The sequence below is a fragment of the Sphingomonas faeni genome, from assembly GCF_003053745.1.
Lineage (GTDB): Bacteria > Pseudomonadota > Alphaproteobacteria > Sphingomonadales > Sphingomonadaceae > Sphingomonas > Sphingomonas faeni.
Map to the genome: position 1 here is coordinate 203,527 of NZ_QAYE01000003.1, position 26,432 is coordinate 229,958.

The window sequence follows — 26,432 nt, forward strand, 5'->3', positions numbered from 1 at the left end:
CCTCGATGTTACGCCGCTAGGTCGATCTCTTCTCCCGCTGCCGCAGCCAGCAACCGGCGCTCAAGCGTCCTCAGCCTGGCGGGCTGAGTGATCCTGTCGCCTGTAAGATCCGTTATGTAGAACGTATCGACCGCGCGCTCGCCATACGTCGCGACATGCGCCGAGTGGATCGTGACCTTCGACTGGAACAGCGCGTTGGCGAGTTGGTTGAGTAGCGCCGGGCGGTCGCGTGCATTGACTTCGACCACCGTGAAGCGGTTCGACGCCTTGTTGTCGACGAGCGCATTCGGGACGATATCGAACGCCTCGGCACGGGTGCGGGGCAGGGGCTTGGCCACCAACCGGTCGGCGAGCTTGCCGCGGTTGGCGAGCGCATCCTCAATCGCGGTCTTCAGGCGTGAAAGCTGGCCGGACTCGTCGAACGGCCGTCCGAACGGATCCTGGACGAGGAAATTGTCGACCGCCATGCCGTCGCGCGTGGTGTGAATTCGCGCATCGATGATGTTGCCGCCCGCTACGTGGATCGCGCCAGCGATGCGGTAGAACAGCCCTGGATGATCGGCCGCATAGATCGTCACCAGCGTCGCGCCGCGCCCCGGATAGACATGCGCGTCGATCGCCAGTTGCGCTTCGCCGGTATTGGCGAGGAAGCGCGCGTTGTGCGCGAGTACATCCTCGGGTTCGGCAATCCAGTATGCCTCGGGCAGCCGGTGGACGAGCGTTGCGAAGACTTCTTTGGTCCAGCCGAGTTCCCCGCGAAGATGTGCCTGCTTGGCCGCAATCCGCTCGGCGCGACCCTTTTGCTTGTGACCCAACCGAAGGACTTCCTCGGCCGATTCATAGAGGTCGCCGAGCAACTGGCGTTTCCAGCCGTTCCATACGCCCGGCCCGACGGCGCGGATGTCGACGATCGTCAGCGTGAGCAGCAGGCGGAGCCGCTCCGGGCTCTGCACTATGTCACAGAAATCGAGGATCGTCTTGAAGTCGCTGAGGTCGCGCTTGAACGCGGTCGCCGACATCAGCAGGTGCCAGCGCACCAGCCAGGCGACGGTCTCGGTCTCGGCAGGCGTCAGGCCGAAGCGTGGGCAGAGACGCTGCGCCACCCCCGCCCCGAGGATCGAATGATCGCCGCCACGGCCCTTGGCGATGTCGTGAAGCAAGACCGCAACGTACAGCGCACGCCGCGACACGATCTGCTCGAAGATCGCGGTCGCAAGCGGATGATCTTCCTTCAACGTGCCGCTCTCTATCCGCGCGAGCAGGCCGATCGCGCGGATGGTGTGTTCGTCGACGGTGTAGTGGTGATACATGTCGAACTGCATTTGCGCGACGACGCGCGCGAAATCGGGCACGAACCGGCCGAATACGCCCGCTTCGTTCATCCAGCGCAGCACGAGTTCGGGATCGCGGGGCGAGGTCAGCACGTCGAGGAACAGCGCGTTCGCCGTCGGGCTGTTGCGGACGTCGTCGACCAGCTTGGCATCCCGCGCAGCGGCGCGCATCGCGAGCGGGTGGATCTCGACGCCGTGCTTGTCGGCGAGCTGGAAGATCTCGATCAGGCGTTCGGGATCGGCCCGGAAGAAGTCGTCGCTAGGCAGTGCGAGCCGCCCGCGATCGAGCACGAAGCCGTTGAGTTTCCGCGGAGAGCGTCGAATCGTCGGCAACCCGAAACGCCGGCCCCGCGCCGCGAACTTCTCGTCAAGATGCGCCAGGAAGACGCCGCTGAGCGTGCCGACGGTCTTGGCCTGCAGGAAGTAGAACTGCATGAACCGCTCGACCTTCGACTTTCCCGGTCGGTCGGAGAACCGCATCCGGTCCGCGATCTCGCGTTGCAGGTCGAACGTCAGCCTATCCTCGGCGCGGCCGGTGATGCTGTGGAGGTGGCAGCGCACCGCCTGGAAGAAATTGTCGGCGCGGTGGAACAGCCGGTATTCGGCCTTGGTGAACAGCCCGACCTCGACCAGTTCGGCGGCGCGTTGGACGTCGTAGATGTATTTGCCGATCCAGAACAACGCGTGGAGATCGCGCAGGCCGCCCTTGCCCTCCTTGACGTTGGGTTCGACGACGTAGCGCGTGTCGCCCATCTTGCGGTGCCGCGCGTCGCGTTCGGCGAGCTTGTCGGCGATGAAGGTGCGCGCGGTGTCGGCCTGGACTTCGGTCTTGAAGCGGTGCGAGGCCTGTTCGTAGAGTTCGGTATCGCCGCACACGTAGCGCGCTTCGAGCAACGCGGTTCGGACGGTGACGTCGCTCTTGGCCTGGCGGACCATTTCGTCGAGCGAGCGGCTGGACTGGCCGAGCTTCAGCCCGAGATCCCATAGCGCGTAGAGCATCGATTCGATTACGCGCTCGGCCCAGGGCGTCTGCTTGCCGGGTGTGAGGAAGCCGATGTCGACGTCCGAGTGCGGCGCCATTTCCGCGCGGCCGTAACCGCCGACGGCGATCAGCGTTAGGCGCTCGCCGATCGTGGGGTTGGGCAGGGGATAGAGCCGCTGCGTCGTGAAATCGAACAGGATGCGGAGCAGCGCGTCGATCAGGTACGCCTGCGCACTCGATGCTTCCAACCCGCGGGATGGGTGTTCGACGAGGCGACGTTCGACTTCTACCCGGCCTTTCTCCAGCGCTGCCTTCAGCAGCGTGGTCGCGTCACGGCGGAGCGCGGTCGGGTCGACGCCCTCCAACGCGGCGATGGTTTCGGCGACAGCGCGGCGATCGATGATCGTGCGACGGTTGGGGAGATGATCGAAGCGGCCGGACATGACGGTCAGATAGGGCGCGTAACGCCGTGCGTCATCAGGATTGCGCAAAACGTCCGCGAAACGTAACCGGACGCGCGAGTGGAGGACGAAAATGAGCGAACCATTGCGCGTGGCCCTTGCGGGCCTGGGGACCGTTGGCGGCGGTGTGATCCGATTGCTGGATGCGAACCGCGAGTTGATTGCACGGCGGGCAGGTCGCGAGATTGAGATCGTCGCGGTTTCCGCGCGTGATCGCGGCAAGGATCGCGGCGTCGATCTGTCGCGGTTTGCGTGGGTCGACGATACGACCGCGCTGGCAAAGCAGCCGGGGGCTGATGTCGTGGTCGAGCTGATCGGGGGATCCGACGGACCGGCGCTGACGCTCGCGCGGAGCACGCTGGGGGCGGGGCGGAGTTTCGTCACCGCGAACAAGGCGATGATCGCGCATCACGGGCTGGAACTCGCGCAGGCAGCCGAAGGGGCAGGCGTCGCGCTGAAGTTCGAGGCGGCGGTCGCGGGCGGCATTCCGGTCATCAAGGGTCTGCGGGAAGGTGCTGCGGCGAACGAAATCGCCCGCGTTTATGGGATCCTCAACGGTACCTGCAATTTCATCCTGTCGAAGATGGAATCGGAGGGCCGCGATTTTGCCGAGGTGCTGGCAGAAGCGCAGGCGCTGGGGTTTGCCGAGTCCGATCCGAGCTTCGACATCGACGGCGTCGATGCGGCGCACAAGCTGTCGATCCTGGCGGCAGTCGCGTTTGGCACGCAGCCCGCGTTCGATGACGTCGCGATCAGTGGCATCCGGCATCTGCTCGGCGCGGATATCGCCGAGGCGGCGGCGCTGGGGTATCGCGTGCGACTGCTCGGGCTGGCGGAAGCGGGCGCGGACGGACTGTTCCAGCGCGTCCATCCGCATCTGGTGCCAATCGATCATCCGCTGGCGCACGTCACCGGGTCGCTGAACGCGGTCGTGGCGGAGGGCAATTTCGTTGGCCGGTTGCTGTTCCAAGGCGCTGGCGCGGGCGATGGCCCGACCGCGAGTGCGGTAGTGGCCGACCTGATCGACATCGCGCGCGGCGAGTTCGGTCCGCCGTTCGCGATGCCGGTGGTCTCGCTTACCGCCGCTCCCAAGGCCGACAGCGGCGAGCGGCGGGGGCGTGCGTATCTGCGCTTCACCGTGGCGGACCGGGTTGGTGTGCTGGCGGAGATCGCGGCGGCGATGCGTGATGCGGGCGTGTCGATCGAGAGCCTGATCCAGCGCGGGGCGATCGCGGACGGCAGCGTGCTGGTGGCGATCGTGACGCATGAGAGCCCGGAGCGGTCGATCGCGCAGGCGCTTGAGAAACTTCGCGGGTCGCAGAGTCTCGTGGGGCAGCCGATGTGGATGCATATTCTGGATTGAGGGAGCGGGATTGAGCGGGGCCCGGCAACCTTAGTGGTACGCCTCGCTCATCGGCGACCACCCCGGCGAAGGCCGGGGCCCAATTGGAGAGGTCTCAGTAACGATACGCGCGCTTCGTTAGCGCCGTCCCCCAATTGGGCCCCGGCCTTCGCCGGGGTGGTGGGCAGCAAAGCTACCTCCCCCTGGTTTTCCCGCACAGGCGGGAGCCCAGACTGGGTTCTCGCCTTCGCGGGAAACAAGGGAAGGGCGGTCGTGCTGAAGCGATGCGCCGCGCTACCTTACTCCACCGCCTCATTCGACTAGTTCACTGAGCCGACGGGTCCGTCGAGGTCGATCGGCACGCGGCCGCGTTTGTCGGGTTTCTTAGCGAGGGCGCTTTTGATCAGTCCGACCGCGGCCTTGGCGATTGGGGCGATCGGTGGGCCGAAGCCGACCTGGCATCCTCCCTGTCGAGCTGCGCACGGTGTGTCCGACAACTCCAAGGCGCGGACGGCGGTGAGGTTGGGGTTGGACGCGACGGCATGATCGGGCGGGCCGCGATCGTCGCGCATCGGCAGGCGTGGGGTGGTCGTCGCGGATTTGCCGCAGACGACGACCTCGTTCCCGTCCTGCGTCTGCGTCGCGCAGGGGTCGACGAGGATCGAAAAGCGCTCCGGCACTGGCGGTGCCGCAGGCGCAGCGGTGGTGGCAGACGCTTGCAGCAGCGCGGACAGGATGATGGCGAACATAGTCAGGTCCTTACGGCGCGGGCTTGCGGAACGACGTGCCGCCTTCGCCGCCAACCGCCATCGTGACGCCCGCCATGCCGCCGCCGACTTGGAACGGGCTGAGATCGGCGAGCGGGGAGGTGCGATTGAGCAGGCGGGTACGCTCGTTGCGGACGCTCTCGTGCTTTGGGTCGCCCGCTTCATGGAGGACGAGCGGCACGCGGAATCGATCGGCGGTGCGCATACCGCAGACGGTAATGTCGGTCTCGTCCGCGCTCTGGATACAGGGTTGCTCGGCAGCCATGCGGGCCCTGGCAGTTGCCATCAGCGGGTCTTCGATCAGTATCGACAGCAGCATCGCGAGCATCGGCGCCTCCCGGACAGACACGCAGACTGGCCGCGATCGTCGGGGAGGGCAAGCGTCATTGCTCGATCTTGGCGACCCCGAGTCGGGGAATGTCGATCGCCGGGCAGCGGTCCATCACGACCTGCAAGCCGGCGGCTTCGGCACGTGCCGCGGCCTCTTCGTTGACGACGCCGAGTTGCATCCAGACGGCCTTTGCGCCTGCTGCAATCGCCTGATCGACCGCTTCGCTGGCTGCGGCCGAGTTGCGGAAGATGTCGACGATGTCGATCGGGTCGCCGAGTTGCGACAGGTCTCGGAAGACGAACTCGCCGTGGACGTGCTCGCCGGTGATCTGCGGATTGACCGGGATCACGCGGTAGCCGTGCGCCTGAAGCTTGGCCATCACGCCGTAGGATGGGCGATCGGGGCGGTCGGAGGCGCCGATCATCGCGATCGTGCGGGCGCTTTCGAGCAAGGCCTTGATGTCGGCATCGGCGGTCAACGGCATCGATGCCTCCTGCGAGAAGAAACTTGGTCCGCTCGTACCGCGACTCTACGCGTCGGGTACGACCGGTAATCACACAACGTGGATCAGGCCTGCGGGTTTCACAGTTTTCCGAGCCATGCGACGACCTGAGCCGCGATCGGCATGAACACCGTATCGCTGGGATCGGCAGCCGGCGGCGTTCCCGCATCGGAAGCGGTGCGGATAGAGATAGTCAGCGGGACGCGGCCGAGGAACGGGATGCCGAGTTCGCGCGCCGCCGTTTCCGCGCCGCCATTGCCGAACGGGTCCGACGCCTCGCCGCAATGCGGGCAGATATAGCCCGCCATGTTCTCGACCAGACCAATTATCGGGATGCCCGCTTTCTCGAACAGGTCGATCGCGCGGCGGGCGTCGATCAGCGCGAGATCCTGCGGGGTCGAGACGATTACCGCGCCTGCGGGCCGGTATTTCTGGACCATCGTCAGCTGGACGTCGCCGGTGCCGGGGGGGAGATCGAGCACAAGCGTATCGGTCACGCCCCAATCCGCCTCGACCAGCTGGCCAAGCGCCCCCGCCGCCATCGGCCCACGCCAGGCGATCGCCTTGCCCGGCTCGACGAGCTGGCCCATCGACAATAGCGGTACGCCGTACGGGGTGGGGACGGGGTCGAGCACCTTGTCCTTCGCGGTCGGTCGCGTACCCTCGACGTTCATCAGCCGGGGCTGCGACGGGCCGTAGATATCGGCGTCGACGAGCCCGACGCGGCGCCCCGCACGCGACATCGCGATGGCGAGGTTGGCAGCGAGCGTGGATTTGCCGACTCCTCCCTTGCCGCTGGCAACCGCGATCAGCCGGCGGGTCGAGCGTTCGGCGGTGACCGCGATCCGTACTTCGGTCACGCCGGGCTGGGTCGCGGCCATCCGCACGGTCGCTTCCAGCGCATCACGCGCTTGCGGGTCGAGCCCGGTCGCATCGATGATGATGCCCGCTCGGGTCCCTTCGAGCCGGACGGTCGCCCGCTTGCCCGCTACTGCAGCAACCGCCGCCTTTACGCCTTCGATGTCGATCATCCGCGCCAGATAGGACCGCTAAGGCCGCTTGGCACTGTTTTTCCGCCAGCGCACACCTATAAAGGTTGGTATGACGATCTTCTCGCGCTGGTTCCGGCGCCCCGATATCCTCGCCACCGAAACACCGAAAGGCCCCTGGGGCGGCTCGGGCGACGACGGTAACAGCGGCCCGCGCAATCCCTGGGCGCAACCTCCAGGTGGCCGCAAACCTGCCGCCAAGCCGACCGCGCTCGACGAGTTCCTGCGTAAAGCGCGCGGCTCGGGCGGCGGCGGTGGCGGCACGGGCGGCTTCGGCGGCCTGCCCTCGGGCGCTAACGCCCGCGCACTCTGGGCGATCGGCGTCGCGATCATCGCGGTCGTCTGGATCCTATTCACCTCGGTCCACCAGATCGGCCCGCAGCAGCGCGGAGTCGTCACCTATTTTGGCAAATACGCAGGCACGCTCGATCCGGGCGTTCGCCTGACGATGCCAGCACCAATCGCCGACGTGACGGTGGTCGACGTGCAGAAGATTCGCACCGACAACTTCCCCGTCGGCGATGGCGAGAACCTGACGCTGACCGGCGACCAGAACATTATCGATCTGGCGTATTCGGTCCGCTGGGATATCTCGGATCCGCGCGATTACGTGTTCCAGCTCGCCGAGCCGAACGACACCGTCCGCGCCGCCGCCGAGAGCGCCATGCGCGCGGTGGTCGCCACGACGACGCTCGATCAGGCGATCGGCACTGGCCGTACCGTGATCGAGCAGCGTGTCGCCGAACTCACGCAGCAGATCCTCAACGACTATAAGTCGGGCGTCCGCATCCAGGGTGTCGCGATCAAGCAGGCCGCGGCGCCCGCACGGATCGTCGAGGACTTCAACGCGGTCACCGCGGCACAGCAGGAAGCGATCGCCAACCTCAACCAGTCGCGCTCGTATGCGCAGCAGGTCGTGGCACGCGCGCAGGGCGAGGCCGCGTCGTTCGATAAGGTGTATGAGCAGTACAAGCTTGCGCCCGAAGTGACGCGTCGCCGCATGTATTACGAGACGATGGAGGCGGTGCTCGCCAAGAGCGACAAGACGATCGTCGAGACGCCGGGCGGGGTGGTGCCGTATCTGCCGCTGTCCAACGCCAAGCGTCTGCCGAACCCCGAGGCTGTCCAGTCGACACCAGCGCCTGCCGCGGCGGCGGCTGCCCCCCAGCCTGGAGCTGCCCAGTGAACGCCGTGAGTTTCCGCAACCCGATCCTCGCCGGGATCATCGCTTTGTTGCTGGTGATTCTCGCCGCATCGACCTTCGCGATCGTGCCCGAGACCAAGCAGGCGGTGATCCTGCGCTTCGGCCAGCCGATTCGTACGGTTAACGCATGGCAGCCTAACACGCCATTCGGCCAGACCGGTGCCGGCCTGATCGCGCGTATCCCGTTCGTCGACCGCATCGTCTGGATCGACAAGCGCGTGCAGGATTTGGAGCTGGACAACACGCTGGTGCTGTCGACCGATCAGCTACGGCTTGAGGTCGATGCCTATGCCCGTTACCGGATCGTCGATCCGCGCAAGATGCGTAACGCGGTCGGCAGCGAGGACCGGATTCCCGACCAGCTTCGCCCGATCCTCGGCTCGGCGCTGCGCAACGAACTTGGCAAGCGGCGCTTCGTCGAGTTGCTGAGCCCCGAGCGGTCCGAACTGATGGACAACATCCAGAAGGGTCTCCAGCGCGTCGCCAGCCAGTACGGCGTCGAGATCGTCGACGTCCGTATCAAGCAGGCGAATCTTCCCGTCGGCCTGCCGCTCGAAAGCGCGCTCAAGCGCATGTCGAGCGCGCGTCAGCAGGAGGCGATCACGATCCGTGCCGAGGGTCAGAAGCAGGCGCAGATCGTCCGTGCGCAGGCGGATGCGGATTCCGCGAAGATCTATGCCGAGAGCTTTGGCAAGGACGCTGATTTCTACGACTTCTACCGCGCGATGCAGTCGTATCGGCACACGTTCGGTGCCGACGGTGGCCCGGCACCGGAAGGATCGACTTCGATCATTCTGTCGCCGAACAACAGTTACCTGAGGGAATTCGAGGGCCGCGGGCGTTGAGCCTGCGGAACCTTTGAACCCCGTTCATATTCAAGCATCATTCAGGACGGTGTCCCTACGGGGTACCTGTTTCGATTGATGAAACGAGAGGACAACATCTAGTGCGTTACGCCTACGCCATTACCAGTGCTCTTCTCCTCGGCGGTGCGACCGCGACGCTCGCGCTCCAGCCGAGCGGTGCGCAGGTCGCGCAGAACGAACCCGGTGCGATCCAGGCGGTTTCGCCGAAGCCCGGCGCGCCGATGAGCTTCGCCGACATGGTCGCGCGGCTCCAGCCTGCCGTCGTGAACATTTCGACCAAGCAGACGATCGTCCAGAAGCAGCAGGCCAATCCGTTCGCGGGCACGCCGTTCGGCGACCTGTTCGGCGGCATGGGCGGCGGTGGCCAGGGCGGCGCGCCGGTGAAGCGCGAAGGCGCATCGCTTGGTTCGGGCTTCCTGATCTCGCCGGACGGCTATGTCGTCACCAACAACCACGTGATCTCGCCCGGCGCGCAGGGTGCGACGGTTGATTCGATCACAGTGACGCTGAGCGACAAGAAGGAATATGTCGCCAAGGTCATCGGCAAGGACCAGGACTCCGATCTCGCGCTGCTGAAGATCGATGCCGCCAACCTGCCGTTCGTGAAGTTTGGTGATTCGAACGGGGCGCGCGTCGGCGATTGGGTCGTCGCGATCGGCGAGCCGTTTGGCCTCGGCGGTACGGTCACGGCGGGCATTGTCTCGGCGATCAACCGCGTCACGGGGCAGGGTGGTGCGTATGACCGCTTCATCCAGACCGACGCATCGATCAACCAGGGCAACTCGGGTGGTCCGATGTTCGATCTCAACGGCAACGTGATCGGCGTGAATTCGCAGATCTTCAGCCAGTCGGGCGGCAACATCGGTATCGGCTTCGCGATCCCTGCCGCCGTCGCCAAGCCGATCATCGCGACTTTTATGAAGGGCGGGACGATCGAACGCGGTTACATCGGCGTGCAATTGGGTCGCAGCGGTCCGATCGACGAGGATACGGCGGCAGCGCTCGGTATCGCCAAGAACTCGGGCGAGCTGATCAATGACGTGACTGCCGGCGGTCCTTCGGCGAAGGCCGGCGTGCGTGCCGGTGACGTCGTGACCAAGGTCAACGGTACGCCGGTGACCGCCGAACAGTCGCTGTCCTACCTCGTCTCTAACGTGAAGCCTGGTCAGACCGCGCGTCTTGACATTCTGCGTAACGGTAAGCCGGTGGTTGCCAACGTGGTCGTCGTACCGCGGCCCAGCGCGGACAAGCTGGCGGCAGTGGTCGGCGGCGATGCGCAAGGCTTTGGCACCGACGACGGCGATGATGGCGACGATTCCGCCACCCCCGCCGCACCGACGGCCGGCGCAGCGCTCGGGATCGGTGTCCAGCCGCTCACCCCGGCGATTGCGCAGGCGGTCGGCGTCGAGGCGGGAACGCAGGGTGTCGTGATCGCCGTAGTCGCGCAGACCAGCGATGCATTCGGCAAGCTGAAGCGCGGCGACGTCATCATCTCGGTCAACGGGACGCCCGTCCGTACCGCGGTCGACGTCCAGAACGCGGTCAACGTCGCTAAGTCGGCCGGTCGCCCGCAGGTCCTGTTGCAGGTCAAGCGTGGACGTACCCCGGCACAGTTCCTGCCGGTCAAGATCAAGTAATCCCCGACTGACATGATCGATCGAAAGGACCGTCGCTCGCCTGAGCGGCGGTCCTTTTTCTTTGCGGCGCGCGGGGTTAGGGTCGGCGCCGGATACAGAGGACGAGACCCATGACCGACGGCATCTTCATCGGCGCGAGCGTGGACGGCAAGCAGCAGACGCTCGAACTGAAGCGCGCGAACCGCCACGGCCTGATCGCGGGTGCGACCGGTACCGGCAAGACGGTGACGTTGCAGGGGATCGTCGAGGGCTTTTCCACGAACGGCGTGCCGTGCTTCGTCGCCGACGTTAAGGGTGACCTGTCCGGGCTCGCGATGGCCGGCTCGCCGGCCGCGAAGACGCATGCGAGCTTCGCCGAACGCGCGAAGGCAATCGGCAACGATAGCTGGGCCTATGCCGACAACCCGGTGCAGTTCTGGGACCTGTTCGGCGAACAGGGCCATCCGATCCGCACCACGATCAGCGAGATGGGGCCGCTGCTGTTGTCGCGCCTCATGGACCTCAACGAGGTGCAGGAAGGCGTGTTGACGATCGCCTTCCACGTCGCCGACAAGGAGGGGCTGCTGCTGATCGACCTCGACGATCTGCAAGCGATGCTGACCGAATGCGCGGGGCGTGCTGACGAGCTGACGGTGACGTACGGCAACGTGTCGAAACAGTCGATCGGCGCGATCCAGCGTTCGTTGCTCCAGTTGCGTACGCAGGGTGCGGAGAATTTCTTCGGCGAGCCCGCGCTCGAGATGAACGACTTCATCGGCGTTGACGACAAGGGGCGGGGGATCGTCAACATCCTCGCCGCCGACAGACTGATGGCCTCGCCGAAGCTGTATGCGACGTTTTTGCTGTGGCTGATGAGCGAGCTGTTCGAGCAGCTCCCCGAGGTCGGCGATCCCGAGAAGCCCGTGCTGTGCTTCTTCTTCGACGAGGCGCATCTGCTGTTCGACGAGGCGCCCAAGGCCCTGTTGGAGAAGATCGAGCAGCTCGTCCGGCTGATCCGCTCGAAGGGGGTGGGCGTGTATTTCATCACGCAGAACCCGATCGACGTTCCCGACACGGTGGCGGGGCAGCTCGGCAACCGCGTCCAGCACGCGTTGCGCGCTTTCACGCCGCGCGATCAGGCTGCGGTGCGGTCGGCGGCGGAGACGTTCCGGGCGAATCCCGGCGTCGACGTCGCGACGATCATTACTGAGCTGAAGGTGGGTGAGGCGCTGGTGTCGCTGCTTCAGGCGGACGGCGCGCCGACCCCGGTCGAGCGGACGCTGATCAAGCCGCCTGCCTCGCGTGTCGGGCCGATCACGCCAGCGGAGCGCAAGGTGATGATCGAGACCGATGCGGTCGGGGCGAAGTACGACACGCTGGTCGATCGGGAGTCAGCGGAGGAATTGCTGGCCGCGAAGACGCTGGAAGCGAGTGCCGCGGCGGCTGAGGCCAAGGCAACGACCGAGGCGGAGAAGGTTGAGGCAGCGCAGGCGAAGGTTGATGCGAAGGCCGCGAAAGAGGCGGAACGGACTCGGATTGCGGACCAGCGCGAGGCGGATCGCCAGCAGCGCGAGGCCGACCGCGAGGCGGCGAATTCGCCCTGGACCAAGATGGCATCGTCGGCGACACGCGCGGCGAGTTCGTCGATCGGGCGGCAGGTTGCCAACGAGATCGGCAAGCAGGTGTTCGGGACGAAGTCGCGCCGGTCGGCGTCGAGCGGTGGCCTGGTCGGCACGGTTCTGCGCGGGGTGTTAGGCGGGCTGTTCCGGGGGTAGACTGCTCGCATGATCAGGGGACGAGCCGCCCCCCAAACAAACACACCACCCCGGCGGAGGCCGGGGCCCAATTGGGGAACGGAGGTAACGTCGGACGGCGCTCCGTTGCATCGATCTTCCCAATTGGGCCCCGGCCTTCGCCGGGGTGGAAGCCAGTTTTCAAGGAGTCAGACGATGTCCCTCGATTTCGAATCCACTACCGACTGGGCCCCGACCGACTGGACCACCATCGGCGAGGACAGCCTCGACGAGGCGATCACCCTCCGGCGCGCGATCCACGCCGATCCCGAGGTCGGGCTCCATTGCCCGCGCACCTCGGACAAGGTGAAGGCAGCCCTAGCCGGCCTCCCGCTCGAAATCCGCGAGGGCCCTTCGACCACCGGTTTCGTCGCGATCCTGCGTGGCGGGCGCGCAGGCAATGCTGGTGGCAACGGGCGGACGATACTGCTCCGCGGCGACATGGACGCGCTGCCGATGCAGGAGGAGACCGGACTGCCGTTCGCCTCCAAGGTCGACGGTGCGATGCACGCCTGCGGTCATGATTCGCATACCGCGATGCTCGTTGGCGCGGCCAAGGCACTCTGCGCCCGGCGTGACGAACTGCCTGGCACGGTCGTCTTCATGTTCCAGCCCGGCGAGGAGGGCCATCACGGCGCGCGTCATATGATCGCCGACGGCCTGCTCGACTCGCCGCTGCCCGAGGCTGGCTTCGCGCTACACATCTCGCCGAACATGCCGATGGGCCATGTGGTCAGCCGTGCGGGTACGCTGATGGCGTCGACCGATACGCTGCGTGCGACGATTACAGGTCGCGGGGGGCACGCTGCGATGCCGCACGACTGCCTCGATCCGCTGCCGATCGCCTGCGAGATCGTTACCGCTTTACAAACCTATGTCGCGCGGCAGGTTGCCGTCACCGATCCTGCGGTGCTTTCGATCACCAAGCTCAACGCCGGCTCCGCGCACAACGTCATCCCGTCGACCGTCGAGATGCTCGGCACGATGCGGACGCTGTCGGAGCGCACCCGCGAGCAGGTGCGTGCGGCGTTCATCCGCATGGTCGAGGGTATCGCCGCCGCGCACGGCGCGGTTGGTACGCCGACGATCGAGGAGGGCTATCCGGTCACGGTCAACGACGAGCGCGCAACCGATTTGATGAAGGCGTGTGCGACCGCGATCGGTGGCGAGGGCGCGTATCAGGTGATGCCGCCGATGATGGGCGCGGAGGACTTCTCGTACGTGCTCCAGAAGCTGCCCGGGGCGATGGCGTTCATTGGTGCGGCGCCCGAGGGTAGCGATCCGCGGACCAACCCGCCGCTTCACAACACGAAGATGACGATCGACGAACGCGTGATGGCGCACGGGATCGCGATGCACTGTGCGGTGGCGGAGCGGTTTTTGGCGAACGGGTTCGACTAAGAGCGCCTTCTTACCCCTCCCTTTCAGGGAGGGGGGCAAAAGCTCAGCCTCTTGGGCGCGTGGTGCCCGCATAGTTGGCCACCGCCGCCGCTGCCGCCTGGATCAGTTTCTGGCGCTCCGGCATCGGACGGATAGTGTCGCCGATCATCACTGCGATTCCATAACGACGTCCATCGGGGGCGGTGAGGAGCCCGACGTCGTTGAAGCCGGCGTTCCGGCGGCCGAGGTCCTGGCCGGTGCCGGTCTTGTGCGCGATCTCCCAGCCGCCGGGGAGTGCGGCGCGCAGGCGAGCGCGGCCGGTTACCGAGCGACCCATCGTATCGAGGAGAATTTTTGTAGAAGTCTCCGACAACAGGTCGCCCTTGGCCAGTCGGGCAATCGCATCGGCGATAGCGATCGGCGCGGCACCATCGGGCGGATTGCGGACATACGCGTTCAGCGCAGCCTCGCGCACCGCGGGCGATAGCCTGTTGCGCGCCGTCATGAAGCCACCATTGACTGCGTAGGACGGCTGCCAGACCAGCCCCGCCGTGCCGCTCTGCAACAACCGCTCGCCCGGCCCGAACCGGATCGCGCCGAGTTGTTTGCGCGCGATCATCGACCGCACCGCGGACGGCCCGCCGACACGCGTGAGCAACCGGTCGTTCGCGGTATTGTCGCTATGCGTCAGCGCGCGCGTCAGTAGCTCGCCGACCGTCGTCCGATAGCCGTCACCCTTGACCAGCATCGCGATCGGCTGGTGGAACAGCGTCAGGTCCTGCGGCCGCACGACGATCGGCTCGTCGAGGCGGATCTTGCCCTGGTCGCGCAGGTCCATCACGGTCATCGCGACCCAGAGCTTGCTGACCGATTGCTGCGGCAGCAACTGGCGACCGCCGGCTTCCACCGTCCAGCCATCGTCGACCGCGCGTATCGCGATGCCAGCCTTGCCCTGGAACCCGCTCTGCAGTTCGGAGATCGCGTTGACGAGACCGGCGGGCGCGGGGCGCGGCGTACGCGGCAGGGGAGGCGGCACCGGGATCGACACGACCCCCTCGGACTGATGCACCGGGGAGACGGCGGGCGGGGTCGGTCGCGACGCCGATCCACATCCGGCGAGCGCCGTGCCGAACAGGGCGGTTGCCAGAAGGCGCTGGAATGCACTCGCCGATGTCATGATGGATTGAACGCCCTGCACTGAAGCATCGACCCTTATCCGTTGATCGGCCACGCGAAACTGCGGCGGCACGTCGCTGCGACGAAGCGCGCCGACGATGCGCCGAGCCGCCGTCATCCTATGGAACGAGAACCGTATCGACCGCCTCCGGCAGCGTCTCCGGGTAATCGAGCGTGAAGTGCAGCCCGCGGCTTTCATGCCGATGCAGCGCGGATCGCACGATCAATTCGGCGGTCTGGAGCAGGTTGCGCAACTCGATCAGGTCGGGCGTGACGCGGAAATGCTGGTAATATTCCGCGACCTCGTCGTTGAGCAGTTCGATGCGGTGCTTGGCGCGTTCGAGCCGCTTGGTGGTGCGGACGATGCCGACGTAATTCCACATGAAGCGGCGAATTTCAGTCCAGGTCTGCTTGATCACGACCTCTTCGTCCGAGTCCGTTACGCGGCTCTCGTCCCAGGGCCGGATCGGCGGGGGCGGGAGGAGATCGTCCCAAGCCGCGGCGATGCTGTCGGCCGCCGCTTCGCCGAACACGAAGCATTCGAGCAGCGAATTGGACGCCAGGCGGTTGGCGCCGTGCAGGCCGGACTCGGTGCACTCGCCTGCCGCATACAGGCCCGGAAGATCGGTCTTGCCATGTTCGTCGATGACGATGCCGCCGCACGTATAGTGCTGCGCGGGGACGACCGGGATCGGCTGCGTCGTCATGTCGATGCCGAGGCCGAGCAGCTTCTCGTGGATGTTGGGGAAGTGATGCCGGATGAACTCGGCCGGCATGTGGCTGATGTCGAGATGGACGTAGTCGAGTCCGTAGCGCTTGATCTCAGCGTCGATCGCACGCGCGACGATATCGCGGGGGGCAAGTTCCATCCGCGCAGGGTCGTAATAGGTCATGAAACGCTTGCCGGTCGACGGATTGATCAACCGCCCGCCTTCGCCGCGGACCGCTTCCGTGATCAGGAAGTTCTTGACCTCCAGATTGTAGAGGCAGGTCGGGTGAAATTGCATCATTTCCATGTTCGAGACGCGGGCGCCCGCGCGCCACGCCATCGCGATGCCGTCGCCGGTCGCACCGCGGGGGGCGGTCGAAAACAGGTAGGTGCGGCCCGCGCCGCCGGTCGCGAGGATCGTCGCCCGCGCGGTGTAGAGGGCTACGCGCTCGGTCTTGCGGTCGACCGCGTAGACGCCCCAGACGTTGCCCGAGCCCGAATAACGTTCCTCGTGACGGCCGGTGGCGAGGTCGATCGCGATCTGATCGGGCACCAGCGTGACGTTCGGGTGTGCTTCGGCGGCCTTCTGCAACGCCTCCTGCACCGCCCAGCCGGTCGCGTCGGCGACGTGGACGATGCGGCGATGGCTGTGGCCGCCCTCGCGGGTGAGGTGGAGCGCGTTGCCTTCGGTCTCGAACGGGACGCCGAGATGCGTCAGGCGTTCGATTGCGGCGGGGGCGCCTTCGACGACCATTTCGACGATCGCGCGGTCGTTAAGGCCGGCGCCGGCGACCATCGTATCCTCGACATGATTCTCGAACGTGTCGCCGGGTTCGAGCACCGCGGCGATCCCGCCCTGCGCCCAGGCGGTCGAGCCTTCGTTGAGCGCGCCCTTTGCGAGTACCGTGACCTTGAAGCGGTCGGCAAGATTGAGCGCCGCGGTAAGACCTGCGGCGCCCGAGCCGACGATCAGGATGTCGCTCGTCATGCGTTGGCGGCGCGGGTCAGGCTGAGGAAGACGTCCTCGAGATCGGGTTCCTTGGTCGAGACGTCGACGATGCCGAAGCCGCTGCTTTGGATCGCGGCGAGGACTTCACCGGCGTTCACGCGGTCCTTCTTGTACGTGATTTCGAGGGTGCGCGTGCCCTTGAGCGCGATCTTCTGGAAGCAGGCGTTGGCGGGGATGTCGGTCACGTCGCGATCGACGGTGACGGCGACGATCTTCTCCTGCGCCTTGCCGACCAGCTCGCGCGTCGGTTCGTTCGCGATCAGGCGGCCGTTGTTGATGATCGCGATCCGATCGCAGAGTTCTTCGGCTTCCTCGAGATAGTGCGTGGTGAGCACCACCGTCACGCCGGCCTGGTTGAGGCTGCGGACATAGGTCCAGAGCTGCTGACGGAGTTCGATGTCGACGCCCGCAGTGGGCTCGTCGAGGACGAGGACGGGGGGCGAGTGGACCATCGCCTTCGCCACCATCAGGCGGCGCTTCATTCCGCCGGACAGCGTGCGGGCGTAAGCGTGCGCCTTGTCCTCGAGATGGACCGCGCGGAGCAGTTCCATCGTGCGGCGCTTTGCCTTGGGGACGCCGTAGAGGCCGGCCTGAATCTCCAGCGTCTCGAATGGCGAGAAGAACGGATCGAACAGGATCTCTTGGTTGACGATGCCGATCGACGCCTTGGCGTTGCGCGGGTGCTCGTCGATGTCGAAGCCCCAGATCGCGGCGCCGCCGTCGGTCTTGTTGACGAGGCCGGCGAGGATGTTGATCAGCGTCGACTTCCCCGCACCGTTGGGGCCCAGCAGCCCGAAAATCTGGCCGCGGGGCACGTCGAACGTCACGTCGTCGAGCGCACGCTTGGGCGGCGCGGTGCCGACGGGCGCGTAGGTCTTGCTGAGGTTTTTGATGGCGATCGCGGCTTCGGTCATGGCTGCGGCATAGCGGCGGCCGCAAGGCGGGTCATCCCCTGATGCTGCAAGAAGATGTGTTCACGCGAAGGCGCAAAGGCGCGAGGGATGCGGCGCGCAGACGATCGGTCGGCAGACAAAACGAACTGCGCTGCCATAGGCGATTGAAAAGTCGCCGTGCGACAAGCGCAACATCTTCGCGCCTTTGCGCCTTCGCGTGAACACATCTTCTGTTGCAGGGCAACGGACGCGGGTGGAAGAACCAATTGCCCGGCCCGCGCGCGCTTGCTATCGCCACCTCATGCATCCGCCGCTCGAAACCACCCGTGTCACCCACGCCCGCGTCGCCTGCGACGGCGCCACCGACATTCCCGGCGGCGCAGCGCTCGGCCATCCGCGCGTTTGGTTGCAGATCGACGAGACGGGATACGTCGATTGCGGCTATTGCGACCGCCGCTTCATTCTCGTCGGCGGCGCCTCCGATGGCGCGGACCAGTCGACTTTGCGCGATCACGGGGATGGCGCAGGGCGCTAAGCCTCTTATATCTATCGGATGACGATAGCAGCAGACCCCCGTTCGTTTCTCTACCGCGATACCCTGGACCCCGAACAGGCGCAGGCACTGACCGCCAAGGCGCTCGGCAAGGCCGATGACGGCGAGCTGTATCTCCAGTACCGCAAGGCCGAGGCGTTCGGGTTCGACGATGGTCGGCTGAAGACCGCATCCTACGATACCAGCTCGGGGTTCGGCCTGCGCGCGGTGTCGGGCGAGATGACCGCGTTCGCGCATTCGAACGAGATGACCCCCGCCGCGATCCGTCGTGCCGCCGAGACGATGGCGCTGATCGAACCGGGCGTCGCCGCGAAGGCCGGCCCGCCGCAGGGCACCAACCAGCGCCGCTACACCGCCGCCGATCCGCTCGACCTCGTGCCGTTCGCCGACAAGGTGAACCTGTGCCAGACAATCGACGCCGTCGCGCGTGCACGTGATCCTCGCGTCGCGCAGGTATCTGTCAGCCTGTCGGGAACGTGGTCCGTCGTTGAGATCGTCCGCGCGGACGGCTTCGTTGCGACCGATGTCCGGCCGTTGGTTCGCCTGAACGTGTCGATCGTCGCCGAGCAGAATGGTCGTCGTGAGACGGGGAGCTACGGGATCGGTGGCCGCTATCTCTACAACGACCTGTTCGAGCCCGAGACTTACAACCGCGCGATCGACGAGGCGTTGTCGCAAGCGCGGGTCAACCTCGATTCTATCGCCGCCCCCGCGGGCGAGATGACGGTGCTGCTCGGCAACGGCTGGCCCGGCATCCTGCTGCACGAGGCGATCGGTCACGGGCTCGAAGGCGACTTCAACCGCAAGGGCACGTCGGCGTTCTCGGGACGGATCGGCGAGCGTGTCGCGGCCGAGGGCGTGACGGTGGTCGACGACGGCTCGCTTCAGGATCGCCGCGGGTCGCTGACGATCGACGACGAGGGCACGCCGACGCGTGAGACGGTGCTGATCGAGGACGGCATCCTCAAGGGGTATATGCAGGACCGGCTCAACGCGCGGCTGATGGGCGTGGAGGCCACCGGTAACGGCCGCCGCGAAAGTTATGCCCACGCACCGATGCCGCGGATGACGAACACCTTCATGAAGGCGGGCAACGACGATCCTGCCGAGCTTCTGAGCCGGGTAAAGAAGGGCATTTTCGCCAAGGCGTTCGGCGGCGGGCAGGTCGACATTGTGTCCGGAAAATTCGTGTTCAGCTGCACCGAGGCGTATCTGATCGAGGACGGCAAGCTCGGCGCGCCGATCAAGGGCGCGACGTTGATCGGCGATGGTCCGAGTTCGCTGACCAAGGTCCGCGGTATCGGCAACGACTTTGCGCTCGACGAGGGTATCGGGATTTGCGGCAAGGGCGGGCAGTCGGTGCCGGCTGGCGTCGGGCAGCCGACGTTGCTGGTCGATGGGCTTACGGTCGGGGGGACGGCGGCTTAAGGTGCTTCAGTAGCTGCCCGTTAGTATGTCGATCGCGCTGCCAATGCGGTATTCGTGCTCGACCAGCGAGACGATTGGCTCGGACAACAATTTCACGGAGATCGCGGCTGCGAGATGCGTCTGCATGACGTATTCGATGCCGTGAATTGCGAAGACCGGGTTTAGCCGTCGATCGCCCCCTGGTATATCGGCGTATAGCCTGAGCGGTACAATGAAACGACTGTTCAGGTCCGACAGCAAATTGGATTGGCAGTCGAGCCAATACCCCCCTTCGGGTGCGGGGTAGACGTCGAACCGCGCCATCAGGCCAGTCGATATCGATCGAGCGGTAGGCCATTCTCTTCGACCCAGGCGTTGTTTGCCGTGATCCAGTCGCGATGCTCCTCGCGCCATTTTTCTTCCTGTACGCGTTTCGCCGCCGCGCGGATTGCGACTTCGCTGACTTGTGAGAGGTTGATTCCGGCCTCGCGTGCAGCCGCGACGATACCGGTATCGAGCGACAGGTTCACCGATTTGCGCTTGCCCGTGGCAATAGGATCATGTCTCATGCGCACAGAGTATGCGCGTCTATGGAGCGCGTCAATTCGGAGCCGACCGATGGACTTCTTTCCTGCATTGACCGACGATCATCGCGCGTTCGTGATGCGGCAACCGGTGTTCTTCGTCGCGACCGCGGCGGAGGGCGCTCGGATCAACCTCAGTCCCAAGGGGATGGACAGTTTCCGTGTGCTCGACGCGAAGACGGTCGCGTATCTCGACGTCGGCGGGTCGGGGAACGAGACGAACGCGCATCTGGGCGCGGATGGTCGCATCACGATCATGTTCTGCGCGTTCGACCAGCCCGCGTTGATCTTCCGCATTTATGGCAAAGGGCGCGCGGTGTTGCCGCAGGACGAAAGCTGGGCCGAACTCTATGCGCAGTTCACGCCGTTGCCGGGCACGCGGCAGATTTTCGTGATCGCCATCGATGAGGTGCAGACGAGTTGCGGCTGGGGCGTGCCGTTCATGACGTTGGAGCGCGAACGGCAAACGCTGTCCAAGTATCACACGAAGCAGACCGAGGCCCAGCGGATCGATGAACTGGCGGGACCGACCGAGAGCATCGACGGGTTGCCGGTTCGGCTCGGCACCGTCCTGCCGGACCGCGTCGGCGTATGAGCTTAATCGAACTCGGGCGGTACGGCCGCAACGAGGCGCATATCATCGTCGGGCGGCTGGAGAGCGAGGGCATTCCCGCGATCGCGTTCGATGGTGGGATGTCGATCATGGAGGGGAGTTGGTTGCTGATCCCGGTCCGGGTCATGGTCGACGAGGATGATCTCGACGAGGCTCAGGAAATTTTGGCGGGGTTAGCGGGTACGTCAGGTGCTGATAGAAAGCCGCCTGCCTAAACCCAACAATCGTCATTCCCGCGCAGGCGGGAATCCATACTGGCAAACCTCAGGATTTACGCGATACCCGTTGGGGATCTGGATCCCCGCCTTCGCGGGGATGACGTGCAGAAGATCGTGTGCCCCAACTACCGAGCGGATAAAGGGCGGAATCGTGGTCCGCCCTCCGCCGAGATCAGCGCCCGGCGGTGACCCGCCAGATCGCGTTGCCGACGTCGTCCGCGACCAGCAGGCCGCCGGTCTTGTCGGTGATGACGCCGACTGGCCGACCCTGCGCGTCGCCGTCCTTGTTCAGGAACCCGCCGAGCACGTCGACCGGCTTCGCGTTCGCCGCGGGGAAGCCGGTATCGCCGAAGGGCACGTAGACGACCTTGTAGCCTGACACCGGCTTGCGGTTCCACGAGCCGTGTTCGCCTACGAAGGCGCCGTTGGCGAATTTCGCGCCTAGTTTCGCGTCCGCGGAGAAGGTCAGGCCAAGTGCGGCGACGTGCGGTCCGAGCGCGTAGTCGGGGCGCTTGGCGTATTGCTGTAGCGCGGGGTTCTTCGGCTCGACGCGGCTGTCGGGATAGCCGCCCCAGTAATACCAGGGCCAGCCGAAATGATCGCCGAACTCGACCTGCGTTAAATAATCGGGCGCGAGGTCGGAGCCGAGCATGTCGCGCTCGTTGACGACGGTCCACAGCCCGCCCGACTTGGGATTGATCGCCATGCCGTTGGGGTTGCGCAGGCCGGCGGCGTAGATCCGCCAGTTCTTGTCCTTGGGCCAGACCTGCAGGATGTTGGCGCGGTATTTCTCGGCGTCCATGCCGTTCTCGGCGATGTTCGACGACGAGCCGACGCCGACGTAGAGCGTCTTGCCGTCCGCCGCGGCAATGACGTTGCGCGCCCAGTGATTGCCGCCCGGGTTGAGCTTGATGACGAGCTCGGGCTTGGCGGTGATCTTGGTCGCGCCATCAGTGTACGGCACGCGGACGAGCGCGTCGGTGTTACCGATGTAGAGCTGGCCATCGAGCAGCGTCATGCCGAACGGCGAGTTGAGACCGGTCATGAACACCAACTTGGTCTCTGCCACGCCGTCGCCGTTCGCGTCACGAAGCAGCGTGATGCGATTTGCCGAGGGGACGCCTGCACCCGCACGCCCCATCAGAACCTTCATCACCCAGCCGGTGATCCCGCCGCCTTCGCGTGGCGGCGAGTTCGTCTCGGCCACCAGCACGTCGCCATTGGGCAGGCGGTACATCCAGCGTGGGTGATCGAGCCCGGTCGCGAACGGCTGGACCTTCAGTCCGGCGGCAGGCGTCGGCATCGCGCCGTTCTGCCAGCCGACGACCTTGGCAACCTTGACGGTCGGGATCGTCTGAATGCGGGGATCGGTGATCTTGGGCAGTTTGCCGGCGACCTGGTCGACCGATAATTCCGCCGTGTCGGGCCAGGCGAGATAGGTGACGCCCGCGGCGATCACCAGCAGGATCAGCCCTAGGACAATGAGAATGTGTTTGCGCATGGGAGGAGATTAGGGGGACGAGGGGGCCGGGGCAATCCTCCCCCGCACGGGAAAAGGCCGGCGTTGATCACGTTATTCGAGACCTTCATAAATGCACCCGCGACGTCTCGTTCGCATCATGGGCGTATGCATCTCCGCCAACGCACGCCCGTCAATAGATCACGTCGGCAATGCTCAGCTACGACTATTGCCGACCACGTCAGCTTGTGGAGGTCAGAACCGGATCGGCACGCCCACGAACGCCTGCCAGGTCTGGTTGTCGACATGCTTGACGTCCATACGCAGCCCGTAGCGGCGATCGATCCGATACTCCGCACCACCGCCTACGACGAAGCTGCTTCCCCACGCGAACTCTTTGCCGATCCCGATCTGGTCGCGAATGCGGTATTTGTTACCGCCATAGCCGACCGAGCCATATGCCATCAGTCGCGGCGTCAGAACGTAACCGGCGCGTACGGTGCCCCGGACGCCGAACTTCGGCTTCTGGTCGTAGACGAGGCCCTCGAACGTCGCCCTGTTGTCGCGGCCACCAGCGGTCCCCGCAATCTCGACGCCCAGTCGCCAATTACGCGAGGCGGCGATATCGTAGCCGGCGAATACGCCACCTCCCAAGCCATTGGCACGATAATAGCGGTCGTATCGGGAGACGACCGTATCGTTCTCATATTCTTCGAACTCGAGCGCAAAATGATGCTCAAGCAGCCCCGCTTCGACCCCGATCGACGGACCAGTGAACGGACGGTCGACAGTCTGTGCCGCAACCCCATTCGCGATCGTCATCATCGCCACACCCATTGCGTACCGCATCGTCAATCTCCCTACAGAGTGACGATCATTGCCGTATCGAAATGAACGGGGTTTTGCAGATCGAGGAGATTGATCAGTCTTCGATCAATTCGACCTTCGGCGGATGGAGTCGCAGGCGATTGATACGGCGTTCGTCGGCGTCGATAATCTCGAGCTTCCAGCCACTTGGATGATCGACGCATTCGCCGATCTGCGGGACGTGCCCTGCGAGCAGCGCGGCCAGACCGCCGAGCGTGTCGATATCGCCGTCGACTTCCGCCAGCCGCGGATCGATCAACTCGGCGGCGTCCTCCAATTCTGCGCGCGCGTCGGCATCCCATGCCCCCCCCTCAATCGGCGTCATCAGCACTTGGGGCGCTTCGTCATGCTCGTCCTCGACCTCGCCGACGATCTCCTCGATCAGGTCCTCGAACGTGACGAGGCCCTCCGTGCCCGAATATTCGTCTAGCACGATCGTCAGATGGACGTGCTTCTGCCGCATGTCGGCGAGCAGATCGAGCGCGCCGCGCGACATCGGCGCGTAGAGCGGCTCGCGGATCAGCCCGGCGATCGAGGTCGGATGCTCGGCGCCTGTGGCCAGGATGTTGAAGACGTCCTTGATGTGGACCATGCCGATGATCGTATCGAGGTTGTCGCGGTACACCGGCAGGCGGCTATGGCCCGCTTCGGCGAACAGCTTGACGAGATCGGCGAACGGCGTGTCCTCCTCGACCGCGATGATGTCCGCACGGGGCACGCCGACGTCGCCGGCATCACGTTCGCTGAAGTGGAGCAGGTTGCGGACCATCTGGCGCTCGAGCGGGGTGAGATCGCCCTTCGCATCGGGGGCGGGATCTCCCTCGTGCCGGTCGATCGCATCCTCGAGCTGGTCGCGAAGGGATTCGTCTTGAGCACCGAAGATCAGGCCCTTGAGCCCGCGCCAGATACTGTCGCTACTATCGCCGTTACCGGCATTGGGGCCATCGGCCATCGTGGTCGTCAGTCCTCTGTTATCAGATAGGGGTCGTGGAGGCCCAAGGCGGCGAGCGCGTCGCGTTCGATCTGCTCCATGCCCTCGGCCTCATCGTCGTCTATGTGGTCGTAACCTAGCAGATGCAGCGTGCCGTGCACCATCAGATGCATCGCATGATCCTCGACCGAGATACCGCGCTCGGCGGCTTCCGCGACGCAGACGCCGTGCGCGAGGATGATATCGCCGAGCAGGACTTCGCCGTCGTCCGAATTCTGGCTGACCGTGGCGAGCAGGTCGGGCTGGACCATCGGGAAGGACAGGACGTTGGTTGGCTTGTCCTTCTGGCGATACTGCTGGTTGAGCGTGTGGACCTCGTCGTCCGACGCGAGCCGGATCGAGATCTCGACCGTCGCGGCGCTGGTCAGCAGTTCACCATGCGGTGTCCGCTGAATCGCTGCCGTTGCTGCGCGCAAGGCAAGCGCGTCCCAGTCCTGCTCAGGCCAGGGGGCGTCGGAAGAGAGCGCGATTTCGAGCATGCAGGTCCTTCAGGCGAGATCGGTCAGGGCAAAATCATTACCCTTGTAGAGAAGTTCCGCGCCATGGGTTTTCGCGCAGGCGTACGCGAAGCAATCGCCCATGTTGAGCTTCGCGGGGTGGCGGCCCTTGCCGTAGATTTGATAGGCGTCGAGGGCCGTAGATAATTCGCTCTCTCCAATTGCGATAATGCGAAGAGCCAACACCTGAGCGGTGTTTTCCACTTCACTGCGAGCCACATCGATATCGAACCGATAGGAGCTGCGAAGAGCGGACACCGTCTCCCAGCATGACATCGCCGACCACAGGGCATTTCCGTCATGTTCGACACGGGTGATGAAAGCATCGCGCTCCGGTTCACCTGTAATAATCGCTACAAGCGCGGATGCATCGACGAACACGGTCAATCCGGTTCCTCGCCCCATAATTCGTCGAAAAACGCCTTATCGGCTTTCAGGCCAGTCGGCTCACCTAGGGGGTGAGCCTTGCGCCATGCGTCCAGGCGTTCGCGCATGCTCGGCACCGAAACCGACGGTGTCAATTCTGCCTTCTGGCGGCGCAGCAAATCACGAACGACCTCCGTCTTGGTGACGCCCAGACGCGCCGCAAGCTCAGCCGCGAGCTCGGCGGTTTCGTTGTCCTTGATGTAGAGAGACGCCATCGTCATCCTCCTGGGATATCCCGGATATACTCCGGGATATCCCGAGCATCAACCATCGGTTCCTTCGTACGCCTCGACGACGCGGCCGACGATCGGGTGGCGGACGACGTCGCCGACGGTGAAGCGGCACATTGAGATGCTTTCGACGCCTTCGAGGCGGCGGACTGCATCCGCCAGGCCGGACGCCGCGACGCCACCGGGGATGTCGACCTGCTTCGGATCGCCACAGATCACCATGCGGCTATTCTGGCCGAAGCGGGTGAGGAACATCTTCATCTGAGCAGGCGTGGTGTTCTGCGCTTCGTCGAGGATGACGAAGGCATCCGCAAGCGTGCGGCCGCGCATGAAGGCGATCGGGGCGACCTCGATCTCGCCGCTAGCGATGCGGCGTTCGACCTGCTCGGCGGGGAGGCAGTCGTAGAGCGCGTCGTAAAGCGGGCGGAGGTACGGATCGACCTTCTCCTTCATGTCGCCGGGGAGGAAGCCGAGGCGTTCGCCTGCTTCGACCGCGGGGCGTGACAGGATGAGACGCTGGACGCTGCCGTTGATGAGCTGCTGCACCGCCTGCGCGACCGCGACATAGGTCTTGCCCGTGCCTGCCGGCCCGAGCGCGAAGATCATGTCGTTGTTGGCGAGCTCGCGCATGTAGTGCGCCTGTGCCGGCGTGCGCGGGACGATCGTCTTCTTCCGCGTCCGGATCATGATCGGGGGCGCGGCGCCACCGCCGGCATCGGCGCGGATGATGCCTTCGAGCACGGGTTCGTCCGCCATTGCGATCGATGCGTCGACGAGGCCGGCGTCGACGTCTTCGCCGCGCTGGATGCGGGCGTAGAGATCGTGGAGCACGTCACGGGCTTTCGCGACCTGTTCGGCGGTGCCCTCCAGGCCGATCTTGTTCCCTCGCGCGGTGATGTAGACGCCGAGGCGATTTTCGAGCGCTACCAGATTCTGATCGTACTGGCCGAACAGCCGGACGAGCAATTGGGGTTTGTCGAACAGCAGCTCGACTCGGGCGCGGTCACCGGACTGGGCGGGAACGGGTTTACGGCTCATACGGTCCTTTCAGGGTGTCAAAGGTTACGCCTAGAAGCGTCGAACCGTAACCTTTGAAAGGAAGATGAGCACGCCAAGCGACGCGTTCAAGCCGCGCCGGGGCGCTGGCCGAGAGATGGTTCGAGTCGCGTGGGCGAA

Annotated in this window: 27 protein-coding genes; 10 read left to right on the plus strand and 17 right to left on the minus strand. The window is 65.1% G+C overall.

Features of this window, described 5'->3' with window-relative positions:
• Window positions 1–8: 8 nt before the first annotated feature.
• The gene (locus C8J25_RS07535) at window positions 9–2,756 is read right to left on the minus strand and encodes a [protein-PII] uridylyltransferase (protein WP_107954004.1); all 2,748 of its coding nucleotides are present in this window, start codon (window positions 2,754–2,756) and stop codon (window positions 9–11) included.
• Window positions 2,757–2,847: 91 nt separating this feature from the next.
• Here C8J25_RS07535 and C8J25_RS07540 point away from each other — a divergent pair, with 91 nt between their 5' ends.
• Window positions 2,848–4,137 (plus strand): homoserine dehydrogenase, encoded by a 1,290-nt coding sequence (locus C8J25_RS07540; RefSeq protein ID WP_056489170.1) that lies wholly within the window; start codon window positions 2,848–2,850, stop codon window positions 4,135–4,137.
• Between the two features lie 299 nt (window positions 4,138–4,436).
• Here C8J25_RS07540 and C8J25_RS07545 read toward each other — a convergent pair whose 3' ends face one another.
• From C8J25_RS07545 to C8J25_RS07560, 4 genes are all read right to left on the minus strand, one after another.
• Window positions 4,437–4,865: a hypothetical protein gene (locus tag C8J25_RS07545; RefSeq protein WP_107953768.1), complete on the minus strand. Its 429-nt coding sequence runs from the start codon at window positions 4,863–4,865 to the stop codon at window positions 4,437–4,439.
• A 10-nt stretch (window positions 4,866–4,875) separates the two neighbouring features.
• Window positions 4,876–5,211 carry a hypothetical protein gene (locus C8J25_RS07550; protein WP_107953770.1) on the minus strand — a complete coding sequence of 112 codons (336 nt, stop codon included), beginning with the start codon at window positions 5,209–5,211 and terminating at the stop codon, window positions 4,876–4,878.
• Between the two features lie 55 nt (window positions 5,212–5,266).
• A complete protein-coding gene (locus C8J25_RS07555) occupies window positions 5,267–5,698 on the minus strand; it encodes a CoA-binding protein (protein ID WP_107953773.1) in 432 nt (143 codons plus the stop codon).
• A gap of 98 nt (window positions 5,699–5,796) precedes the next feature.
• Window positions 5,797–6,747, minus strand: coding sequence for an Mrp/NBP35 family ATP-binding protein (locus C8J25_RS07560; RefSeq protein ID WP_107953775.1), 951 nt, complete (start codon window positions 6,745–6,747; stop codon window positions 5,797–5,799).
• Window positions 6,748–6,817: 70 nt separating this feature from the next.
• Between C8J25_RS07560 and hflK the strand changes: the two genes are divergently transcribed.
• From hflK to C8J25_RS07585, 5 genes are all read left to right on the plus strand, one after another.
• The gene (gene hflK, locus C8J25_RS07565; RefSeq protein WP_056057565.1) at window positions 6,818–7,951 is read left to right on the plus strand and encodes a protease modulator HflK; all 1,134 of its coding nucleotides are present in this window, start codon (window positions 6,818–6,820) and stop codon (window positions 7,949–7,951) included.
• Window positions 7,948–8,814: a protease modulator HflC gene (hflC, locus tag C8J25_RS07570; RefSeq protein ID WP_244186879.1), complete on the plus strand. Its 867-nt coding sequence runs from the start codon at window positions 7,948–7,950 to the stop codon at window positions 8,812–8,814. The genes hflK and hflC overlap by 4 nt, the downstream gene beginning before the upstream one ends.
• A gap of 101 nt (window positions 8,815–8,915) precedes the next feature.
• On the plus strand, window positions 8,916–10,472 hold the full coding sequence (locus C8J25_RS07575) for a Do family serine endopeptidase (protein ID WP_107953779.1): 1,557 nt from the start codon (window positions 8,916–8,918) through the stop codon (window positions 10,470–10,472).
• A 110-nt stretch (window positions 10,473–10,582) separates the two neighbouring features.
• Window positions 10,583–12,226: a helicase HerA-like domain-containing protein gene (locus C8J25_RS07580; protein ID WP_107953781.1), complete on the plus strand. Its 1,644-nt coding sequence runs from the start codon at window positions 10,583–10,585 to the stop codon at window positions 12,224–12,226.
• 174 nt (window positions 12,227–12,400) lie between these two features.
• Window positions 12,401–13,645 (plus strand): M20 metallopeptidase family protein, encoded by a 1,245-nt coding sequence (locus C8J25_RS07585; protein ID WP_107953783.1) that lies wholly within the window; start codon window positions 12,401–12,403, stop codon window positions 13,643–13,645.
• A 43-nt stretch (window positions 13,646–13,688) separates the two neighbouring features.
• Here C8J25_RS07585 and C8J25_RS07590 read toward each other — a convergent pair whose 3' ends face one another.
• The 3 genes from C8J25_RS07590 to C8J25_RS07600 all read right to left on the minus strand — a co-directional run bounded on the left by C8J25_RS07590 (window position 13,689) and on the right by C8J25_RS07600 (window position 17,432).
• Window positions 13,689–14,801, minus strand: coding sequence for a serine hydrolase (locus C8J25_RS07590; protein ID WP_107954005.1), 1,113 nt, complete (start codon window positions 14,799–14,801; stop codon window positions 13,689–13,691).
• A 118-nt stretch (window positions 14,802–14,919) separates the two neighbouring features.
• Window positions 14,920–16,497: an L-aspartate oxidase gene (gene nadB, locus C8J25_RS07595; protein ID WP_107953786.1), complete on the minus strand. Its 1,578-nt coding sequence runs from the start codon at window positions 16,495–16,497 to the stop codon at window positions 14,920–14,922.
• Complete coding sequence (locus tag C8J25_RS07600) at window positions 16,494–17,432, minus strand: ABC transporter ATP-binding protein (RefSeq protein ID WP_107953788.1); 939 nt, start codon at window positions 17,430–17,432, stop codon at window positions 16,494–16,496. The genes nadB and C8J25_RS07600 overlap by 4 nt, the downstream gene beginning before the upstream one ends.
• Window positions 17,433–17,712: 280 nt before the next feature.
• Between C8J25_RS07600 and C8J25_RS07605 the strand changes: the two genes are divergently transcribed.
• Both C8J25_RS07605 and tldD read left to right on the plus strand, forming a co-directional pair.
• Window positions 17,713–17,946: a zinc-finger domain-containing protein gene (locus tag C8J25_RS07605; protein WP_107953790.1), complete on the plus strand. Its 234-nt coding sequence runs from the start codon at window positions 17,713–17,715 to the stop codon at window positions 17,944–17,946.
• Window positions 17,947–17,964: 18 nt separating this feature from the next.
• Window positions 17,965–19,392 (plus strand): metalloprotease TldD, encoded by a 1,428-nt coding sequence (gene tldD / locus C8J25_RS07610; RefSeq protein WP_107953792.1) that lies wholly within the window; start codon window positions 17,965–17,967, stop codon window positions 19,390–19,392.
• A 6-nt stretch (window positions 19,393–19,398) separates the two neighbouring features.
• Here tldD and C8J25_RS07615 read toward each other — a convergent pair whose 3' ends face one another.
• Window positions 19,399–19,695: a CcdB family protein gene (locus C8J25_RS07615; protein WP_107953794.1), complete on the minus strand. Its 297-nt coding sequence runs from the start codon at window positions 19,693–19,695 to the stop codon at window positions 19,399–19,401.
• A complete protein-coding gene (locus C8J25_RS07620) occupies window positions 19,695–19,940 on the minus strand; it encodes a type II toxin-antitoxin system CcdA family antitoxin (protein ID WP_107953796.1) in 246 nt (81 codons plus the stop codon). Before C8J25_RS07620 ends, C8J25_RS07615 begins: the two co-directional genes overlap by 1 nt.
• 49 nt (window positions 19,941–19,989) lie before the next feature.
• Here C8J25_RS07620 and C8J25_RS07625 point away from each other — a divergent pair, with 49 nt between their 5' ends.
• A complete protein-coding gene (locus C8J25_RS07625; RefSeq protein ID WP_107953798.1) occupies window positions 19,990–20,550 on the plus strand; it encodes a pyridoxamine 5'-phosphate oxidase family protein in 561 nt (186 codons plus the stop codon).
• Window positions 20,547–20,783 (plus strand): putative signal transducing protein, encoded by a 237-nt coding sequence (locus C8J25_RS07630; RefSeq protein WP_107953800.1) that lies wholly within the window; start codon window positions 20,547–20,549, stop codon window positions 20,781–20,783. Before C8J25_RS07625 ends, C8J25_RS07630 begins: the two co-directional genes overlap by 4 nt.
• Before the next feature lie 175 nt (window positions 20,784–20,958).
• Here the strand turns inward: C8J25_RS07630 and C8J25_RS07635 are convergent, their stop codons facing one another.
• The 7 genes from C8J25_RS07635 to C8J25_RS07665 all read right to left on the minus strand — a co-directional run bounded on the left by C8J25_RS07635 (window position 20,959) and on the right by C8J25_RS07665 (window position 26,294).
• Entirely contained in the window at window positions 20,959–22,287 is a 1,329-nt protein-coding gene (locus C8J25_RS07635) for a PQQ-dependent sugar dehydrogenase (RefSeq protein ID WP_107953802.1), read from the minus strand.
• Between the two features lie 213 nt (window positions 22,288–22,500).
• The gene (locus C8J25_RS07640) at window positions 22,501–23,094 is read right to left on the minus strand and encodes an outer membrane protein (protein ID WP_107953804.1); all 594 of its coding nucleotides are present in this window, start codon (window positions 23,092–23,094) and stop codon (window positions 22,501–22,503) included.
• Between the two features lie 73 nt (window positions 23,095–23,167).
• Complete coding sequence (locus C8J25_RS07645; RefSeq protein ID WP_107953806.1) at window positions 23,168–24,064, minus strand: hemolysin family protein; 897 nt, start codon at window positions 24,062–24,064, stop codon at window positions 23,168–23,170.
• Between the two features lie 8 nt (window positions 24,065–24,072).
• Window positions 24,073–24,582: an rRNA maturation RNase YbeY gene (gene ybeY, locus C8J25_RS07650; RefSeq protein ID WP_107953808.1), complete on the minus strand. Its 510-nt coding sequence runs from the start codon at window positions 24,580–24,582 to the stop codon at window positions 24,073–24,075.
• Window positions 24,583–24,591: 9 nt separating this feature from the next.
• Window positions 24,592–24,981, minus strand: coding sequence for a type II toxin-antitoxin system VapC family toxin (locus C8J25_RS07655; RefSeq protein WP_244186898.1), 390 nt, complete (start codon window positions 24,979–24,981; stop codon window positions 24,592–24,594).
• A 2-nt stretch (window positions 24,982–24,983) separates the two neighbouring features.
• Window positions 24,984–25,241 (minus strand): type II toxin-antitoxin system VapB family antitoxin, encoded by a 258-nt coding sequence (locus C8J25_RS07660; protein WP_107954006.1) that lies wholly within the window; start codon window positions 25,239–25,241, stop codon window positions 24,984–24,986.
• A gap of 48 nt (window positions 25,242–25,289) precedes the next feature.
• On the minus strand, window positions 25,290–26,294 hold the full coding sequence (locus C8J25_RS07665; protein WP_093398834.1) for a PhoH family protein: 1,005 nt from the start codon (window positions 26,292–26,294) through the stop codon (window positions 25,290–25,292).
• Window positions 26,295–26,432 lie beyond the last annotated feature (138 nt).

Coding starts and splice junctions, on each gene's coding strand:
- C8J25_RS07535 (WP_107954004.1), bottom strand. CDS start 2,756: ATGTCCGGCCGCTTCGATCATCTCCCCAACCGTCGCACGATCATCGAT.
- C8J25_RS07540 (WP_056489170.1), top strand. CDS start 2,848: ATGAGCGAACCATTGCGCGTGGCCCTTGCGGGCCTGGGGACCGTTGGC.
- C8J25_RS07545 (WP_107953768.1), bottom strand. CDS start 4,865: ATGTTCGCCATCATCCTGTCCGCGCTGCTGCAAGCGTCTGCCACCACC.
- C8J25_RS07550 (WP_107953770.1), bottom strand. CDS start 5,211: ATGCTCGCGATGCTGCTGTCGATACTGATCGAAGACCCGCTGATGGCA.
- C8J25_RS07555 (WP_107953773.1), bottom strand. CDS start 5,698: ATGCCGTTGACCGCCGATGCCGACATCAAGGCCTTGCTCGAAAGCGCC.
- C8J25_RS07560 (WP_107953775.1), bottom strand. CDS start 6,747: ATGATCGACATCGAAGGCGTAAAGGCGGCGGTTGCTGCAGTAGCGGGC.
- hflK (WP_056057565.1), top strand. CDS start 6,818: ATGACGATCTTCTCGCGCTGGTTCCGGCGCCCCGATATCCTCGCCACC.
- C8J25_RS07580 (WP_107953781.1), top strand. CDS start 10,583: ATGACCGACGGCATCTTCATCGGCGCGAGCGTGGACGGCAAGCAGCAG.
- C8J25_RS07585 (WP_107953783.1), top strand. CDS start 12,401: ATGTCCCTCGATTTCGAATCCACTACCGACTGGGCCCCGACCGACTGG.
- C8J25_RS07590 (WP_107954005.1), bottom strand. CDS start 14,801: ATGACATCGGCGAGTGCATTCCAGCGCCTTCTGGCAACCGCCCTGTTC.
- nadB (WP_107953786.1), bottom strand. CDS start 16,497: ATGACGAGCGACATCCTGATCGTCGGCTCGGGCGCCGCAGGTCTTACC.
- C8J25_RS07600 (WP_107953788.1), bottom strand. CDS start 17,432: ATGACCGAAGCCGCGATCGCCATCAAAAACCTCAGCAAGACCTACGCG.
- C8J25_RS07605 (WP_107953790.1), top strand. CDS start 17,713: ATGCATCCGCCGCTCGAAACCACCCGTGTCACCCACGCCCGCGTCGCC.
- tldD (WP_107953792.1), top strand. CDS start 17,965: ATGACGATAGCAGCAGACCCCCGTTCGTTTCTCTACCGCGATACCCTG.
- C8J25_RS07615 (WP_107953794.1), bottom strand. CDS start 19,695: ATGGCGCGGTTCGACGTCTACCCCGCACCCGAAGGGGGGTATTGGCTC.
- C8J25_RS07620 (WP_107953796.1), bottom strand. CDS start 19,940: ATGAGACATGATCCTATTGCCACGGGCAAGCGCAAATCGGTGAACCTG.
- C8J25_RS07625 (WP_107953798.1), top strand. CDS start 19,990: ATGGACTTCTTTCCTGCATTGACCGACGATCATCGCGCGTTCGTGATG.
- C8J25_RS07630 (WP_107953800.1), top strand. CDS start 20,547: ATGAGCTTAATCGAACTCGGGCGGTACGGCCGCAACGAGGCGCATATC.
- C8J25_RS07635 (WP_107953802.1), bottom strand. CDS start 22,287: ATGCGCAAACACATTCTCATTGTCCTAGGGCTGATCCTGCTGGTGATC.
- C8J25_RS07640 (WP_107953804.1), bottom strand. CDS start 23,094: ATGCGGTACGCAATGGGTGTGGCGATGATGACGATCGCGAATGGGGTT.
- C8J25_RS07645 (WP_107953806.1), bottom strand. CDS start 24,064: ATGGCCGATGGCCCCAATGCCGGTAACGGCGATAGTAGCGACAGTATC.
- ybeY (WP_107953808.1), bottom strand. CDS start 24,582: ATGCTCGAAATCGCGCTCTCTTCCGACGCCCCCTGGCCTGAGCAGGAC.
- C8J25_RS07660 (WP_107954006.1), bottom strand. CDS start 25,241: ATGGCGTCTCTCTACATCAAGGACAACGAAACCGCCGAGCTCGCGGCT.
- C8J25_RS07665 (WP_093398834.1), bottom strand. CDS start 26,294: ATGAGCCGTAAACCCGTTCCCGCCCAGTCCGGTGACCGCGCCCGAGTC.